This is a genomic window from Pelagibacterium nitratireducens (genome assembly GCF_037044555.1).
Taxonomy (GTDB): Bacteria; Pseudomonadota; Alphaproteobacteria; order Rhizobiales; family Devosiaceae; genus Pelagibacterium; species Pelagibacterium nitratireducens.
In genome coordinates, this window is record NZ_CP146275.1 from 2096595 (window position 1) to 2113164 (window position 16570).

The 16570-nt window shown below is 60.7% G+C and carries 15 protein-coding genes; 3 read left to right on the top strand and 12 right to left on the bottom strand.

Going from position 1 to position 16570, the window contains the following annotated elements:
• Positions 1-120: 120 nt before the first annotated feature.
• The 12 genes from lpdA to tpiA form a co-directional block, all read right to left on the bottom strand.
• Positions 121-1560, bottom strand: a complete 1440-nt coding sequence (lpdA, locus tag V6617_RS10425) for a dihydrolipoyl dehydrogenase (protein WP_338606917.1) — start codon at positions 1558-1560, stop codon at positions 121-123.
• A gap of 21 nt (positions 1561-1581) precedes the next feature.
• The gene (locus V6617_RS10430) at positions 1582-2208 is read right to left on the bottom strand and encodes an SGNH/GDSL hydrolase family protein (RefSeq protein ID WP_338606918.1); all 627 of its coding nucleotides are present in this window, start codon (positions 2206-2208) and stop codon (positions 1582-1584) included.
• Positions 2209-2218: 10 nt separating this feature from the next.
• Positions 2219-3589, bottom strand: coding sequence for a pyruvate dehydrogenase complex dihydrolipoamide acetyltransferase (locus V6617_RS10435; RefSeq protein WP_338606919.1), 1371 nt, complete (start codon positions 3587-3589; stop codon positions 2219-2221).
• 14 nt (positions 3590-3603) lie between these two features.
• Positions 3604-5010 carry a pyruvate dehydrogenase complex E1 component subunit beta gene (locus V6617_RS10440; protein ID WP_338606920.1) on the bottom strand — a complete coding sequence of 469 codons (1407 nt, stop codon included), beginning with the start codon at positions 5008-5010 and terminating at the stop codon, positions 3604-3606.
• A gap of 24 nt (positions 5011-5034) precedes the next feature.
• Positions 5035-6042: a pyruvate dehydrogenase (acetyl-transferring) E1 component subunit alpha gene (pdhA, locus tag V6617_RS10445; protein WP_338606921.1), complete on the bottom strand. Its 1008-nt coding sequence runs from the start codon at positions 6040-6042 to the stop codon at positions 5035-5037.
• 206 nt (positions 6043-6248) lie between these two features.
• Complete coding sequence (locus V6617_RS10450) at positions 6249-6569, bottom strand: FtsB family cell division protein (RefSeq protein ID WP_338606922.1); 321 nt, start codon at positions 6567-6569, stop codon at positions 6249-6251.
• A gap of 134 nt (positions 6570-6703) precedes the next feature.
• The gene (eno, locus tag V6617_RS10455) at positions 6704-7981 is read right to left on the bottom strand and encodes a phosphopyruvate hydratase (protein ID WP_338606923.1); all 1278 of its coding nucleotides are present in this window, start codon (positions 7979-7981) and stop codon (positions 6704-6706) included.
• Between the two features lie 144 nt (positions 7982-8125).
• Positions 8126-8491, bottom strand: coding sequence for a PRC-barrel domain-containing protein (locus V6617_RS10460; protein ID WP_338606924.1), 366 nt, complete (start codon positions 8489-8491; stop codon positions 8126-8128).
• 65 nt (positions 8492-8556) lie between these two features.
• Positions 8557-8745 (bottom strand): DUF4169 family protein, encoded by a 189-nt coding sequence (locus V6617_RS10465; protein ID WP_338606925.1) that lies wholly within the window; start codon positions 8743-8745, stop codon positions 8557-8559.
• A 16-nt stretch (positions 8746-8761) separates the two neighbouring features.
• The gene (locus tag V6617_RS10470) at positions 8762-10387 is read right to left on the bottom strand and encodes a CTP synthase (RefSeq protein WP_338606926.1); all 1626 of its coding nucleotides are present in this window, start codon (positions 10385-10387) and stop codon (positions 8762-8764) included.
• Positions 10388-10500: 113 nt separating this feature from the next.
• Positions 10501-11025 (bottom strand): preprotein translocase subunit SecG, encoded by a 525-nt coding sequence (gene secG / locus V6617_RS10475; protein WP_338606927.1) that lies wholly within the window; start codon positions 11023-11025, stop codon positions 10501-10503.
• Positions 11026-11270: 245 nt separating this feature from the next.
• The gene (gene tpiA / locus V6617_RS10480) at positions 11271-12026 is read right to left on the bottom strand and encodes a triose-phosphate isomerase (protein WP_338606928.1); all 756 of its coding nucleotides are present in this window, start codon (positions 12024-12026) and stop codon (positions 11271-11273) included.
• 168 nt (positions 12027-12194) lie between these two features.
• Between tpiA and V6617_RS10485 the strand changes: the two genes are divergently transcribed.
• The 3 genes from V6617_RS10485 to V6617_RS10495 are packed head-to-tail and all read left to right on the top strand — an operon-like array spanning position 12195 to position 16189.
• A complete protein-coding gene (locus V6617_RS10485) occupies positions 12195-14063 on the top strand; it encodes a SurA N-terminal domain-containing protein (protein ID WP_338606929.1) in 1869 nt (622 codons plus the stop codon).
• Positions 14064-14070: 7 nt separating this feature from the next.
• Positions 14071-15582, top strand: a complete 1512-nt coding sequence (gene trpE, locus V6617_RS10490) for an anthranilate synthase component I (protein ID WP_338606930.1) — start codon at positions 14071-14073, stop codon at positions 15580-15582.
• A gap of 10 nt (positions 15583-15592) precedes the next feature.
• The gene (locus V6617_RS10495; RefSeq protein ID WP_338606931.1) at positions 15593-16189 is read left to right on the top strand and encodes an aminodeoxychorismate/anthranilate synthase component II; all 597 of its coding nucleotides are present in this window, start codon (positions 15593-15595) and stop codon (positions 16187-16189) included.
• Positions 16190-16570: the final 381 nt, after the last annotated feature.

A 16570-nucleotide genomic window follows, 5' to 3' on the forward strand; every position in this document is an offset into this window, starting at 1 on the left:
TCCGCTCCATATTTACCACGGGTGCCTTCCTTCCTGAGAGGACATTGGATGAATTGCTTACCGAATTATCAACCTTGAATTTACTTTACGAACGATCGGCCGGCAAAGCCCTGAGCCATTTCATATGTTGAGTGCCTGACCGTATGCGTCAAGTACACTCTCCTTCATCGTTTCCGACAGGGTCGGATGGGGGAAGATGGTGTGCATCAGGTCTTCCTCGGTGGTTTCGAGATTCATCGCCACCACAAAGCCCTGAATCAGTTCGGTCACTTCGGCGCCGACCATGTGTGCGCCCAAAAGCTCGCCGGTCTTTTTGTCGAAGATGGTCTTGACCAGACCATCGGGCTCGCCCAGCGCGATTGCCTTGCCGTTGCCCACGAAAGGGAAACGGCCGACGCGGATGTCGCGGCCGGCTTCCTTGGCCTTCGCTTCAGTCATGCCGACGCTGGCCACTTGCGGTTCGCAATAGGTGCAGCCGGGGATCTTTGACTTGTCGAGGCCATGAACCGTCTTGCCGGCGATGGTTTCGACGGCGAGCACGGCCTCGTGCTCGGCCTTGTGGGCCAGCATTGGGGGGCCGGCGACATCGCCGATGGCCCAGATGCCGTCAACATTGGTGCGGCCATGGCCATCCACGACAATGACGCCGCGGTCAATCTTGACGCCAGCCTTTTCCAGCCCGAGATTTTCCGAATTGGCCTGAACCCCAACGGCAGAAATCAGGACATCGGCCTTGATTTCCTTCTTGTCGCCGTTCTTGAGCTCGACATGGGCGGTAATCCCGTCCTTGGATTTGTCGACCTTGGACACCTTGGCATCGGTCAAAATCGAAATGCCGCGCTTTTCGAATCGCTTGCGGGCCAGACCGGCGATCTCGACATCCTCGACCGGCATGATCTGCGGCAGCAGTTCGATAACGGTCACTTCGGCGCCAAGCGAGCGATAGAAGGAGGCGAATTCAATGCCGATTGCGCCCGACCCCATCACGGCCACGGATTTCGGCATCTTCGCAGGCTTGAGGGCTTCGAAATAGGTCCAGATCTTATCGCCATCCGGTTCGATGCCGGGCAGCACGCGCGGGCGCGCGCCAGTCGCGACGATGATGTTCTTGGCTTTGTAGGTGCCTTCGCCCAGTGTCGTCTTGGGTTTGGGATGCTGAGGTTCGACGGCCTTCTTTTTGGTCGCCTCGACCTTGATCTCACCGGGCTTGGTGATGGTTGCCTCGCCCCAGATGATATCGACCTTGTTCTTTTTCATCAGGAACTGAACGCCATCATTCATCCGGCCGGCAATACCGCGCGAGCGCTTGACGATGGCCTCGATATCGAACCCGAACGTGTCGGCTGTCAGCCCGTAATCCTTGGCATGATCCATGTGGCCGTAGATTTCGGCCGAGCGCAGCAGAGCCTTGGTCGGGATGCAGCCCCAGTTCGAACAGATGCCCGCCATGTGCTCGCGCTCGACGATTGCGGCCTTGAGGCCCAACTGGGACGCGCGGATGGCCGCAATATAGCCGCCGGGACCGGCGCCGATCACGATGATATCGTATTGATCTGCCATGGCTTTCCTCTTGGTTCGGGGCTAGAGCCCCAGCATGTCCTTGACGAGCGGCGCCAGTGCGTCGCCGATTGCGCGTGTGTTGGCCGGGTCGAGATGCACGCCATCAGCCGGATCGGCTTTGGCGACCGTTGCCGCATCGAAGAAATGGCAGCCAAGTTCGTCGGCGACACGCTTGTAATGGTGCGCCAGCTGGCGGCTTTCCGCGATCGTCTCACTGAACCTGGGGTCCAGCGGGGGGCTGGCCGGTTCGATGCAATGGGGTGGTGATATCAGGAGAAGCTGAGCTTGAGGAGCCTCTGCCCTGACGATTTCACCGAGCCGCTTGATGCCGCGCGAAGCGCCCAGGGCGCTGCCGCAGACAAAGCTTTTCATGTCGTTGGTGCCGAGCATGATGGCGACGGCATCGAGCGGGGCGTGGCTGTGGATCAGCGTCGGCAGGATACGCGCGCCATTGCGGTCTGCCGTGGTGGTGAAGTCGTCAAAGGCGGTGCTACGACCGCCCAGACCTTCGGCAATAACCCGCGCCTTGCCGCCCAGCCCGACTTCGAGCCGGGTCGGCCAACGGTCCTCATAGGCGTGGCGCCGGCCCTGTACGACAGCGTCGGAGCCATAGGTGAGGCTGTCGCCATAGGCGAGGATGGTTTTCATCAGGGGCGCCTCAAGCCAGCATCATCACGGGCGTTTCGATCAGCTTCTTGAACGCGGCCAGAACTTCTGCCCCGAGGGCTCCATCGACCGAGCGGTGATCGCATGAAAGCGTCACGGTCATGAAGCTGCCGGTCTTGATCTGACCCTTTTCCGCATAGACCCGCTCTTCGCCCGCACCGACGGCGAGGATGGTGCCGTGCGGCGGATTGATGACGGCGCCGAAATGCTTGATGCCGTACATGCCCAGATTGGAGACCGCCGATGCGCCACCCTGATATTCATGGGGAGCGAGCTTTTTCGACCGCGCCCGTGTGGCCAGATCCTTGACCTCTTCGGAAATCTGGCGAAGGCTCTTGGTGTCGCAGGATTTGACGACCGGGGTGAACAGCCCGCCAGGCACGGCGACCGCCACGGCGACATCCGAGCGGTGATGATAGAGGATCGAATCTCCGGCCCATGTGGCGTTGGCTTTTGGCACCTGCTGAAGCGCAATGGCCCAGGCCTTCATGATGAAATCATTGACCGAAAGCTTGTAGCCGGGTTTGCCGTCCTTGTCTTTGGGAGCGGCCGCGTTGATTTCCTCGCGCGCTTTCATCAGCGCGTCGATATTGCAATCGAGCGTAAGATAGAAATGCGGCACGGTCTGCTTGGATTCGGTCAGGCGGGCGGCAACGGTCTTGCGCATGCCGTCATTGGGCACGATGTCGTAGGTGCCCTCCTCGTACATGGCCAGAACCTGGTTCTTGCCCAGACCGGCAGCCAGTGGCGCACCGGTGGCGGGGGCCGTGCCCGGCTTTGTCGAAACGCCGTCCTTTTTGGCCTTTTCGATATCGGCCTTGATCACGCGCCCTCTGGGGCCCGAGCCGGAAACGGCGGCAAGATCGATCCCGGCGTCCTTGGCGAGACGCCGCGCCAGTGGCGAGGCGAACACGCGCTTGCCGTCAGACTTGGGCGCGGGAAGCGGCTCGGGAGCTGGCTTGGCATCGGAGCTCGAAGACGGCGCCTTGGGCGTGTCTTTCGACTTTTCCTCTGCCTTGGGTTCCTCGGCATCAGCCTTGGGTTCGTCCTTAGGGGCTTCGGTCTTCGGCGCTTCGGTCGTGGGGGCGGGCGCGGCCTCGTCGATGTCGGAGGCGCTCTCGCCCTCTTCGAGCAGGACGGCAATCACGGCGTTGACCTTGACGTTCTCGCTGCCTTCGGAGACCAGAATCTTGCCGATGGTGCCTTCGTCGACGGCTTCCACTTCCATGGTCGCCTTGTCGGTTTCGATCTCGGCGATCACGTCGCCCGAAGAAACGCTATCGCCTTCCTTGACGTGCCACTTGGCCAGAGTGCCCTCTTCCATGGTGGGCGACAGGGCGGGCATCGTGATGTTGATAGGCATCGCAAGAGCCTCCCTTAGCTGCGGTAGGTGACGGCGTTGACCGCGGCGATGACCTCGTCGACGCTGGGCAGGGCCAGCTTTTCGAGGTTGGCGGCGTAGGGCATGGGCACGTCCTTGCCGGTCACCCGGGTGACCGGTGCGTCGAGGTAATCGAAGGCGCGTTCCATGAGGCGGGCCGAGATTTCCGAGCCGATACCGCCCTGCGGCCAACCTTCCTCGACGGTAACGATGCGACCGGTCTTTTTCACCGATTCAATCACCGTATCGATATCGAGCGGACGCAGGGTGCGCAGGTCGATCAGTTCGACATCGACGCCGGCGGCAACCAGCTTTTCGGTGGCCTGGGTGGCGTAGCGCATGCCCATGGAGAAGGACACGATGGTCACGTCCGTGCCTTCACGCGCGATGCGCGCCTTGCCGATCGGCAGAACGAAATCGTCCATCTTGGGCACTTCGCCGGTGGTGCCATAAAGAAGTTCGTTTTCGAGGAAGACGACCGGATTGGGCGACCGGATCGCGGCCTTGAGCAGCCCTTTGGCGTCGGCCGCGGTATAGGGCGCAATAACGGTCAGGCCGGGAACGTGGCTGTACCAGGCCGAATAATCCTGGCTGTGCTGGGCACCGACGCGCGAAGCAACACCGTTGGGGCCACGGAACACCATGGGCGCGGTCACCTGCCCCCCCGACATGTAGAGCTGCTTGGCGGCGGAATTGATGATCTGGTCGATGGCCTGCATGCCAAAGTTCCACGTCATGAACTCGACGATGGGCTTGAGGCCCGCAAACGCCGCGCCCACGCCCAGACCGGCAAAGCCATGCTCGGTGATCGGGGTATCGATAACCCGCTCGGCGCCGAATTCTTGCAGCAGGCCCTGGGTGACCTTATAGGCGCCCTGATATTCGGCCACTTCCTCGCCCATGACAAAGACGTCCTTGTCGGCGCGCATTTCCTCGGCCATGGCGTCGCGCAGAGCTTCACGAACCGTTATGGTCACCATCTCGACATCGTCGGGGATATCGGGATCGTCCTGCGGTTTGAACTGCGGCGCGGCGGGCGCGTCCTTGGCCTTTGTCGTGGGCTCGGATTTTTCGGCCGCTTCGGTACCGGGGCCGGGCTTTTCGGATTCCTTTGGCTCGTCGGAGCCAATTTCGGGCGTCGCGACATCGTCGGCGCTCTCACCCTCGCCCAACAACGCGGCGATCGGGGTGTTGACCTTGACGCCTTCGGTGCCCTCGGCGACGAAAATCTTGCCGATCACGCCTTCATCGACGGCCTCGACTTCCATGGTGGCCTTGTCGGTCTCGATCTCGGCCAGGACATCGCCGGGGCCGACCTTGTCACCTTCCTTGACGATCCACTTGGCAAGAGTGCCCTCTTCCATGGTGGGCGAGAGCGCGGGCATAAGAATATCGGTTGGCATATCGTGAGGTCTCCCTGCCGGCGCTTATACGGTGATGTCGGTATAGAGCTCGGACGTGTCGGGCTCGGGATCGTTGGTGGCAAAGTCCGCGGCTTCCGTGACGATGGCGCGAATATCCTTTTCGATATCCTTGAGTTCGTCCTCGCTGGCAAATTTCTGCTCGAGAATGCGCTTTCTGACCTGCTCGATCGGATCGCGCTCGGAGCGCATGGTGGTCACTTCGTCTTTGGAGCGGTACTTGGCCGGATCGGACATGGAATGGCCGCGATAGCGATAGGTCAGCATTTCGAGAATATAGGGCCCCTTGCCCGACCGGGCGTGTTCGATGGCCCGCTCGGCGGCTTCCCTGACCATGCGCACATCCATGCCGTCGACCTGTTCGCCCTCGATGCCGAAGGACACACCGCGCTGGGACAGATCGGTGGTCGAGGCGGACCGCTCGACGGAGGTGCCCATGGCGTATTTGTTGTTCTCGATCACATAGACGACCGGCAGCTTCCAGAGCTTGGCCATGTTGAAGCTCTCATAGACCTGGCCCTGATTGGCCGCACCGTCACCGAAATAGGTGATCGAAACCGATCCATCGCCGCGATATTTCGAAGCGAAGGCCAGCCCGGTACCAAGCGAAACCTGCGCCCCGACGATGCCGTTGCCGCCATAAAAACGATGTTCGTTGGAGAACATGTGCATCGAGCCGCCCTTGCCCTTGGACAGCCCGCCCTTGCGGCCGGTCAACTCGGCCATGACGCCTTTGGGGTCGAGCCCCATGACCAGCATGTGCCCGTGGTCACGATAGCCGGTAATCTGGGCGTCTTCGCCCTTCTTGGACGCCATGGTGATGCCGGTGACGACAGCTTCCTGGCCGATGTAAAGGTGACAGAACCCGCCAATCAGACCCATGCCGTACATCTGGCCGGCTTTTTCTTCAAAGCGCCGGACAAGCAGCATTTCGCGGAAAGCGTGGAGTTCCTCTTCCTTTGTGAATTCGGGGGCATTGGATTTGGCCTTGGCGGCCGTCGCTTTACGCGCCATGCGATATCTCCGGAAAGAACGTCATCGCTGCCGCCACCCTTTTGGAGGCTGGACGGGATGCTGAATGCATTGATGCACAATAGACCGAAGGACGCCAGACGCCAAGCGCCGCTGCGAAGCCGAAACAATACGCATATCATTGATTTCATAGCACAAAAGACGATAAACATAATTGCGGTTAATTTTAATTCTTAACCGCAATCCGATTAACTCGGATCGTCCGGAACGATTATGATGTCGTCGGGATGCACCAGGCCGAGAAGCGCGCGAGCCCGCTCCGTCAGGATGTCTGGATCGAGCCGCCGCGGGTCAAACAGGGCTATCCGATGCTCATAGGAATCGATCTCGGTTTCGAGAGCCGCCCTGCGGGCCTCCAGCACCTTGATTTCTTCCAACATTTCGCGCTGGCTGTCGATACCGAACGTTCCGGTGACGACATGGTAGCCCAGATAGCCCTGAAACGCGAGCAGGCCGGCGGTGATGCCGAGCTTGACCAGGATCGATGGGCGTTTGACGCGGGTGGGCATGAGATCGGACGATACGCAGGAACTGGAAGGCTCCTTATCGCACAGCTATGCTTAAGGACTGGTTTCCGGCGCTGCCAATGGCGCGTGATCGCATCGAAAAAGGGGCGCCCGAGGCGCCCCCTGCCCTGTTACTGCTACTGCCCCTTGAGGATAGAACGGCCGGCGTAACGCGCCGAGGTCCCAAGGAACTCTTCTATGCGGATCAGCTGGTTGTACTTGGCTAGCCGGTCCGAGCGGGCCAACGAGCCGGTCTTGATCTGCCCGCAATTGAGCGCGACGGCGAGATCGGCGATTGTCGAGTCCTCGGTCTCACCGGAACGGTGCGACATGACCGAGGTGTAGGACGCCTTGTGCGCCATCTCGACGGCCTGCAGGGTTTCCGAGAGCGAGCCGATCTGGTTGACCTTGACGAGGATCGAGTTGGCGACGCCCATCTTGATGCCCGAATTGAGGCGCTCGGTATTGGTGACGAACAGATCGTCGCCGACCAACTGAACCTTCGAGCCGATGGCTTCGGTCAGGGCCTTCCAGCCCTCCCAATCGTCTTCGGCCATGCCGTCTTCGATCGAGATGATCGGGAAGCGGGTGGTGAGGTCTTCAAGGTAACGGACCATGTCGTCCGAACCGAGGGTCTTGCCCTCGCCCTTGAGATTGTAGCTGCCATCCTTGAAGAATTCCGTCGAAGCGCAATCGAGCGCCAGATAGACGTCCTCGCCCGGTGCGTAGCCGGCCTTTTCAATCGACTTCATGATGAAGCCAAGGGCGTCCTCGGTGGAATTGAGATTGGGTGCAAAGCCACCTTCGTCACCCACATTCGTATTATGCCCCTCGGCAGCCAGCCCCTTTTTCAGGGTATGGAAGATTTCCGAACCGATCCGCACCGCGTCAGCGATCGAGTCCGCACCGACCGGCATGATCATGAATTCCTGGATGTCGATCGGGTTGTCGGCATGTTCGCCGCCATTGATGATGTTCATCATCGGCACTGGCAAAAGACGAGCATTCGGGCCGCCGACATAACGCCAAAGCGGAAGCGCGCTGGATTCGGCAGCGGCGCGGGCCACGGCCAGCGATACGCCGAGAATGGCGTTGGCGCCGAGCCTGGCCTTGTTCGGTGTGCCGTCAAGGTCGATCATCGCCTGATCGAGGGCGATCTGGTCGAGGGCGTCGAGGCCCTCGATCTCGCTGGCGATCAGGGTGTTGACGTTATCGACGGCGTTCAGCACGCCCTTGCCCAGATAGGCTTCGCCGCCATCGCGCAGCTCGACAGCTTCATGCGCGCCGGTGGAAGCGCCCGAGGGCACCGCGGCACGGCCAAAGCTGCCGTCATCGAGAACCACGTCGACTTCGACGGTCGGATTGCCGCGGCTGTCAAATATCTGACGGCCAATGACGTCAACAATTGCAGACATAGAAGCGCCCTTCGTTTCATGGGGAATGCCGGTTGCAGCCCTTCTAATAAAGGCGGCCCGGCTTAGGAAGGGCTTGGCGCAAAAATAATACGGCCCGATGACAGAGCATCGGGCCGCATGGGCCATTGCTTATATTACCTGTGGCTAATGCCAGTATGGATCGACCTTGTAATAGGAATAGGCTTCCTGGCGGGCATGAAGCCCGTCATCCTTGGTCAACTCGGTGATGGTGTCGGCTGGACCTGCTTCAAGCTCGTCGCGGGTGAAGGGCACGACATAGCCCTCCTGGTCCTGATCGTAATCGAGCGTTGCCCAGGGAAGAGCGTGAAACTTCTCGCCCATTCCAAGGAAACCGCCGAAACCGACAACGGCAAACATTATGGAATTGTCGGTCTTGTCGAGAACGATGTCTTCGACCGTGCCAATCTTCTTTCCATCGAGATTATAGACATCGGTGCCAACAGCGCGCGTGGCGCGGATGGCGGTTGTGTGTCCGGATGCAGTAGGCATGAGCAACCTCCGTTTTGGGGTCTTTTGTTATGAGCGTGCACAACGCCCCTGAACGGATCGGGTTCCTACTGGTCGTCTTGGGATTGACGTTTGTGAAGATCGAGATGTTTCGCGTCGCGGCCAGCCTGTTTCTCGGCCGCCTGGCGTTCGGCCTTGCCGCGGCCGAATTTGGCGCGATTGGCATCCGCTGCGCGCTCTTTTTCAGCGCGCAGCTTGTTCTTGCGGGCCTGACGGAGATTGACGATCTCGGCCATTACCCGGCTCCCTGCCCTAAACCAGACGGCTCTGTTCGACCGCGGCTGCAATGAACGAGCGGAACAAGGGGTGCGGCTCGAACGGGCGGGATTTGAGTTCGGGATGGTACTGGACCCCGATGAACCAAGGGTGATCCGTGCGCTCAACGATTTCGGGCAGCATCCCGTCCGGCGAAAGACCCGAAAACAAAAGCCCATTGGCCTCCAGCACCTTGCGGTAGGTCATGTTGACTTCGTAGCGGTGCCGATGGCGCTCGGAAATCCGGTTGGTGCCGTAGATGTCTGCCACCCGGCTGCCGCGCACGAGCTGGGCGGGATAGGCGCCAAGGCGCATGGTGCCACCCAGATCCTTGTCCGAACCGGCACGCTTTTCATTGTCCTTGACCCATTCGGTCATCAGCCCCACGACAGCTTCCCTGGTCGGACCGAATTCGGTCGAAGAGGCTTTGGGGATGTGGGCTGTGTTGCGGGCGGCTTCGATGCAGGCCATCTGCATGCCGAAACAGATTCCGAAATAGGGAACGTCGCGGATACGGGCGAACCGCGCCGCATTGATCTTGCCTTCCGAGCCGCGCTCGCCAAAACCGCCGGGCACGAGAATGCCGTGGATACCTTCAAGGTAAGGCGCTGGATCGTCGCGCTCGAACACCTCGGAATCGATCCATTCGAGGTTGACCTTGACGTTGTTGGCGATGCCGCCATGGGCCAGGGCCTCGGACAGCGACTTATAGGCATCCTTGAGCCCGGTATATTTGCCCACGATGGCGATATTGACCGTGCCTTCGGGCTCGTGGACGCGGCGCGAAATCTCGCGCCAGCCATCGAGTTCGGGCGCCGGTGCGTCCTTTATGCCGAAGGCGGCCAGCACTTCGTCGTCCAGTCCTTCCTCGTGGTAGGCAATCGGCACGTCGTAGATCGAGGCGACATCGAGCGCCTGAATGACTGCCGAGGGCCGCACGTTGCAGAACAGGGAAAGCTTGCGCTTTTCGCCTTCGGGAATCGGCCGGTCGCAGCGGATCAGCAGAATGTCGGGCTGAATGCCGATCGAGCGCAGTTCCTTGACCGAGTGCTGGGTCGGTTTGGTCTTGAGTTCGCCGGCGCTGGGGATGAATGGCATCAGGGTCAGATGCACGAACACCGCATCGCCGCGCGGCAGTTCATTGCCGAGCTGGCGAATGGCTTCGAGAAACGGCATCGCTTCGATATCGCCAACCGTGCCGCCGATCTCGCACAAAACGAAATCGAAATCGTCATTGTCGGAGGTGACAAAGGATTTAATCTCGTCGGTGACGTGGGGGATCACCTGTACGGTGGCACCGAGATAATCACCGCGGCGTTCCTTGGCCAGGATGTCGGAATAGATCCGGCCGGTGGTCACATTGTCTTTCTGGTTGGCAGAGCGGCCTGTAAAGCGCTCGTAATGGCCCAGATCGAGGTCGGTTTCCGCGCCGTCGTCGGTCACGAAAACTTCGCCGTGCTGATAGGGCGACATCGTGCCCGGATCGACATTGAGATAAGGATCGAGCTTGCGCAGCCGAACCTTGTATCCACGCGCCTGCAGCACGGCGCCAAGCGCCGCCGAAGCAAGACCTTTTCCGAGCGAGGAGACCACGCCACCGGTGATGAAAACGTACCGAGCCATGGAGTTTTACCTTACATAAGCCGCGTTCGATTCGAAGCGCGAAAATGATCGCGCCCACACAAAAAAGAAGGGGATGTTTCCATCCCCGTTCTTCGTACCATATTCCGGCGTCGCTAGTTTGGCGCCGTTTCCTGCGCCGGCGCCTCCTGGGCGGCGGGCTCCTCGGGCATTGTCGACATCATCGACGCGCCGGGATCGACCACTTCGGGTTGCTCGGCAGCAGGTTCTTCAGCCGCCGGGGCCGCTTCTTCGGGTGCCGCCGGCACGACCAGATCGTCATTGGTCGCGGCGGGCTGCGCGGGAACGGCAAGATCGTCGTTTTCGGTGCCCATGGCGTCCAGAGCATCCAGCACCGTCGCCGGCGTGCCGTCTGGATTCTGCGCGGCCTGATCGAGGATCGAGGTCGAGCTGCGATCGGTCTGGCTGATGATGGTGAGGCCAATGGCCGTGACCATGAACAGCGTACCCAGTATGGCAGTGGTCCGGGTAAGAAGATTTGCCGAACCGCGCGAGGACATGAAATTGCCGCCGCCTCCGCCGCCCATCCCAAGGCCACCGCCTTCGGAGCGCTGGAGCAGGATCACCACGATCATGGCGATCACGATCAACAGATAGGCGACAATAAGTACTGTGGCCATTTAACGGTTCGTCCTTCAAATGCTCTCGCGCTCAAGCCGGGACATATGGGAAGCGAATCCCGGCAACGCAATATCTCTTAGATGCACGTGGTTCGTGTTCGCCCGGGAAGGCTTAACGGCTCAAGCCCTGCCCCGACCGTCCGGCCGGCAAGCAAGGTTCTGCACAGGCATCGCGTTGGCGGGCGTTCTACACGCAAAGATCGGCATTGGCCAGCCCTCCGGAGCGACAGTTTCCCGTTCACATTTCAGGCCGCGACAATGATGGAAAAGAAGTCGTCGGCGAGAAGGCTCGCGCCGCCGACCAGTGCGCCGTTGACGTTGGGTGTGCGCAGGATTTCTTCGGCGTTGGAAGGCTTTACCGAGCCGCCATAGAGCAGCAGGGCCGCTTCGCCCGCCTTGCCGAACCGTGCGACCAGGAGCTGGCGCATATGGGCATGCATCTGGGCGATATCGTCAATCGTGGGTGTCCGCCCGGTGCCGATGGCCCAGACGGGCTCATAGGCCACGATGATCGGCGTTTCGCCGAAGGTTTCGGGCAGCGAAAACTTGACCTGCTCGCCAACCACCTGATTCGCGGTTCCTGCCAGGCGCTCGGCCTCTGTCTCACCGACACAAATGATCGGGACAAGTCCGGCGGCAAGTGCGGCCGCAGCCTTTGCCCTGACGGTTTCGCTGGTTTCGCCATGGTCGGCGCGGCGCTCGGAATGGCCCACGATAACGTGAGAGGCGCCGGCGTCGAGCAGCATGGAGGCGCTGACGTCGCCGGTATGGGCGCCACTCGGGTTTGCATGACAGTCCTGACCACCGATGCGGAGCGCACTGCCTTGGGCTCTCTGGGATGCACGTTCCAAAAGGGTGGCTGGCGGACAAACGAGAACGTCACTGTCGATATTTCCGGCTTCACCGAGAAGGGTCTTGAGCCGGGCGATCTGCTCGAGCGCTGCGCTTGTTCCGTTCATCTTCCAGTTCCCGGCAATCAGTGGCCGCAATCGCTCCTGCATCCGCTACCCCAACAACACCTTGCACGCACACGGAGAATGGCTTAACCGGGCGTCCTGCGTGCGGCTTGCAGGGCCCGATACACCCTGTCTATTATGCGCGCGCTTGGAATGCCATAGGGTGAACCTACGACAATAGGCTAGAGTCCGCCCTCAACCGATCGGTACTAAATGCTCGATAATCTTCGCAATTTCGGCCGCAGCTGGGTCGCCAAAGTCTTCCTGGGTGTTCTGATCATCGCGGTCGCCGGTTTCGGCATTCCGAGTGTCTTTCTCGACCTCAACGCCAATACGGTGGCCCGGGTCGGGGACCAGAACATTTCGGTACGCGATTTCGACCGGGTCTATCGCAGCCAGGTCAACCAGTTCGCCGCGCAGACCGGTATGGCTCCGAGCGCTCAGCAGGCGGTCAGTTTCGGCATTCCCAATTCCGCCATCGCGCGGCTGGCCAATGACGCATCGATCGAAATCCTGGCCAGCGATCTGGGGCTTGGCGCCTCGGATGCCAAGCTGGCGGAACTTGTGCGGCAGGATCCCAACTTTGCCGGCGCGCTGGGCCTGTTTGACGCGAGCGAATTTGTCTCCATGCTGCGCCAGTCCGGCTACACCGAAACCGAATATCTCAACCTCCAGCGGCGCGCGGCGGCGCGTGAGCAGATCGGAACGATTTTCGCCGGCGCCGACGTTCCCCAGGTCGCGCTCGATATTGCGCGATCCTATGACGGCGACCAGCGCACCATCGAATATGTCGAACTCAATCCCGTGCTTTTTTCGGTGACCGAAGAGCCTAGCGATGAGCAATTGCAGCAATTCTTTACGGAAAACCAGGCCCGGTTCCGCACCGTTGAAACCCGGTCGGTAAGCCTTTTGCCCCTGACAGTCGATGCATTGGCGCAAGGCATCGAAGTCACCGAGGAGGAAATTGCCGCCGAGTACGACCGGATTTCCGGGCAATTCATTGCGCCCGAACGCCGGACAATCAGCCAGTTGGTTCTGCCTGATGCCGAAGCCGCGCAGCCGTTTATCGACGGAGCCGAAAGCGGCGCGAGCTTTGCGAGCGTGGTGTCGGAAGCGGGTTTGCAGACGGAGGTCGCCTCGCTCGGCACGCTGGCGGAAAGCCAGATCACCGATGCCAATCTGGCGCAGGCCGCGTTCGGGCTCGAGCAGAACGGATATGTCGTCCTCGAAGGCAGCAATGGTTATCGCGTCATCTGGGTGAGTGCGATCGAGGACGGCGGACAGCAGCCGCTTGACGTCGTGCGCGATCAGGTCGAGCAGTCGGTTGCGGCGCGCAAGGCGCAGGATATGCTCTTTGACGTTTACGACGAAATCGAAGAAGCCCGGGCAGCTTTCCAACCGATCTCCGAGGTTGCCGAACAGTATGGGCTCGAGATCCACGATCTGGACCTGACAGCGGACGGGGCGCAATTGGCCGATATCGCCACGCTTCCGCAAGGTTCGACCCAGACGATCACGAATGCGGTGTTTGCCGCCTCGCCCGATGCGCGCGTGACCCCGGCCATCAGCCTCGGTTCGAACCGCACCGTTTTCTTCGAGCTTTCCGAGGTTCAGCCAGCGCGCGACCAGACGCTCGACGAGGTGCGGGATGAGGCGATCGCCGCCTGGCAGGATCTGCAGACCGATATGGAAATGACGCGCACTGCAGATGATATCGTGGCCGCAATCGATGGCGGCAGCGACATCTTCACGGTCGCCGCCGAACAGGGCCAGATTCCGCAGAGTTCCGCACCTTTTTCGCGCAACAGCGCCGGTGCTGCGGTCGACCCCGACGTGGCTCAGGCGGCGTTCCAGGGCGGTGAGGGGTATGCCGATTACGTCTCGACACAGGACGGCGATGTCGTTGTATTCCAGGTGACCGATGTGACGCCGGCCGCGGAGGATGCTCCGTCCCAGGTTGCCGAGGCCCTGGAAGTGGATTTCCCCGATCTGATCTTTGCCAATTTTGTCGAAGGACTGCGATCCGACGTTGGGATCAGGATCAATGAGGAAGCCCTCAATCGCGTGATCGGGCTCGAATAGGTTGGCCATGCCTGACGGCTATGACTCTGTTTCCTTTGCGGAAATCTATGATGCGGGCAAGGGACAGGTTCTCTACAAGCGCATCGTGGCCGACCTTGAAACGCCGATCGGTACCTATCTGAAATTGGCCGAAGGGCGGCGCTACAGCTTCCTTCTCGAATCGGTCGAAGGGGGTGCTGTGCGCGGGCGTTACTCGATCATCGGGCTCGATCCCGACCTGTTGTGGCGGGTTCGCGATGGCGTGGCTGAGATCAACCGCTCTGCACAAACGGCCCCCGATGGCTATCGTGCGCTCGGTGAACGTCCCCTCGACGCCCTAAGGGCACTGATCGCCGAGAGCCAGATCGATATGCCCAACGCGTTGCCCGCCAACTCGGCAGGCGTGTTCGGGTATTTAGGTTACGACATGGTGCGGTTCATGGAAGAGCTGCCCGACACCAATCCCGATTCGATCGGGGTGCCGGACGCGATCATGATGCGGCCCTCGTTGCTTGCCGTGTTCGACACGCTCAGGGATGAATTGTTTCTGACCGCACCGGTCTATCCCCGCGAGGGCGTCACGGCCCGCCAGGCGTTCGAAGCGGCCAATGAGCGGATCGAGGATGCGATCGTGCGGCTGGAAAAGCCCCTGCCCCGCGTGAGCGAAATTCCCGATCTGGCAAAGATCGAGATCAGCTCGAACACCTCGCGCGATGATTACTTTGCGATGGTTCGCACGGCGCAGGATTATATCGCGGCGGGCGATATCTTCCAGGTGGTGCTCAGCCAACGGTTTTCCGCCGATTTCACTTTGCCGCCCACGGCGCTTTATCGCGCGCTGCGGCGTACCAACCCCTCGCCCTATATGTATTTCCTCGATTTCGGCGACTTCGCCGTGGCGGGATCGAGCCCTGAAATCCTCGTCCGCGTCGATGAGGGCGAAGTCACGATCCGCCCGATTGCCGGAACGCGCAAACGCGGGGCGACACCCGAACAGGACAAGGAGATGGCCGAGGAGTTGCTGGCCGACCCCAAGGAGCTATCGGAACATCTGATGCTGCTCGATCTGGGCCGCAACGATGTGGGGCGCGTGTCGCAGATCGGGACGGTGAAGGTCACCGACAAATATTTCCTCGAATACTATTCCCACGTCATGCACATCGTTTCCAATGTGGTGGGCAAGCTCGATCCCAAATACGACAATATCGATGCGCTGGCCGCCGGGTTTCCCGCTGGCACCGTTTCGGGTGCGCCAAAAGTGCGCGCCATGGAAATCATCGACGAACTCGAAGTGGCCCGGCGTGGCGTTTACGCCGGGTGCGTGGGCTATTTCGGGGCTGACGGGCGCATGGATACGTGCATCGTCTTGCGCACAGCAATCCTCAAAGACAACAAGCTCTATGTGCAGGCCGGCGCCGGGATCGTCGCCGATTCCAAGCCCGAACTTGAGCAACTCGAGTGCGAGAACAAGGCAAAGGCTCTTTTCAGCGCCGCCGAGGAAGCGTTACGCTATGCCGGCCAGGCCAAAGTGGGTCAGTAGCGGGTAAAAAATGCGCGTCTTGATGATCGATAATTACGACAGCTTCACCTACAATCTCGTCCATTACATCGGCGAGCTGGGGGCCGAGGTCGATGTGGCGCGCAACGACAAGATCACGCTCGATGAGGTCGCCGAAAAGGCGCCCGACGCTATCGTCATTTCGCCCGGTCCATGCACGCCCAACGAAGCAGGAATCTGCCTGCCGCTGATCTCGCGTTTCGCAGGCGAAATCCCCCTGTTCGGGGTTTGTCTGGGGCTGCAATCGATGGGTCAGGCCTTTGGTGGCGACGTGGTGCGTGCGCCGCATCCGATGCACGGCAAGGTTTCCACCATCACCCATGACGGGCGTGGCGTGTTTCGCGGGCTTAACAAGCAGTTCGAGGCCACCCGCTATCACTCGCTGGTGGTGCGTGACGATACCCTGCCCGCCGAACTGACCGTGACGGCCCGATCCGATGACGGGCAGATCATGGGGCTCCAGCATCGCGACTTGCCGCTGCATGGAGTCCAGTTCCATCCCGAAAGCATTTCCTCGGAAAACGGGCACGCCATCCTGCAGAACTTCTTGAACATCGCCCGCGATTTCAACGCCGACCAGGCCGCTTGAACGGCTATTGTCGACTGCGAGCAGGCAAGCGCCGCCCGCAGTCTTTCGCCAGCACTTACCCCACTCATTGTCATCCTCGGGCTCGACCCGGGGAGTGAGTGCCGTCCGTAGGCAAATCGCTCCGGTGGAGCGATTTGAGGCGCGAACGCCCGGAGCGCTATGCGCGAGGGCAGCAACGCCCGAGGATGACGTGGGTGAAGGTGGAAACGCTGCGCAAAAAACTTTATCCCCGCCCCCTCACCCCCGTGCCATTGTTCCCGCACGGCCGCACCAGAGACGAGGATGCATACGAGCTTCCGGTGAGGGCGGGATTGGAGAAGGGGGAGCATGGGTCCGAGCCTTAGGACCGCATCGGCCTCCGGGCACTTCGATCCCATCCGA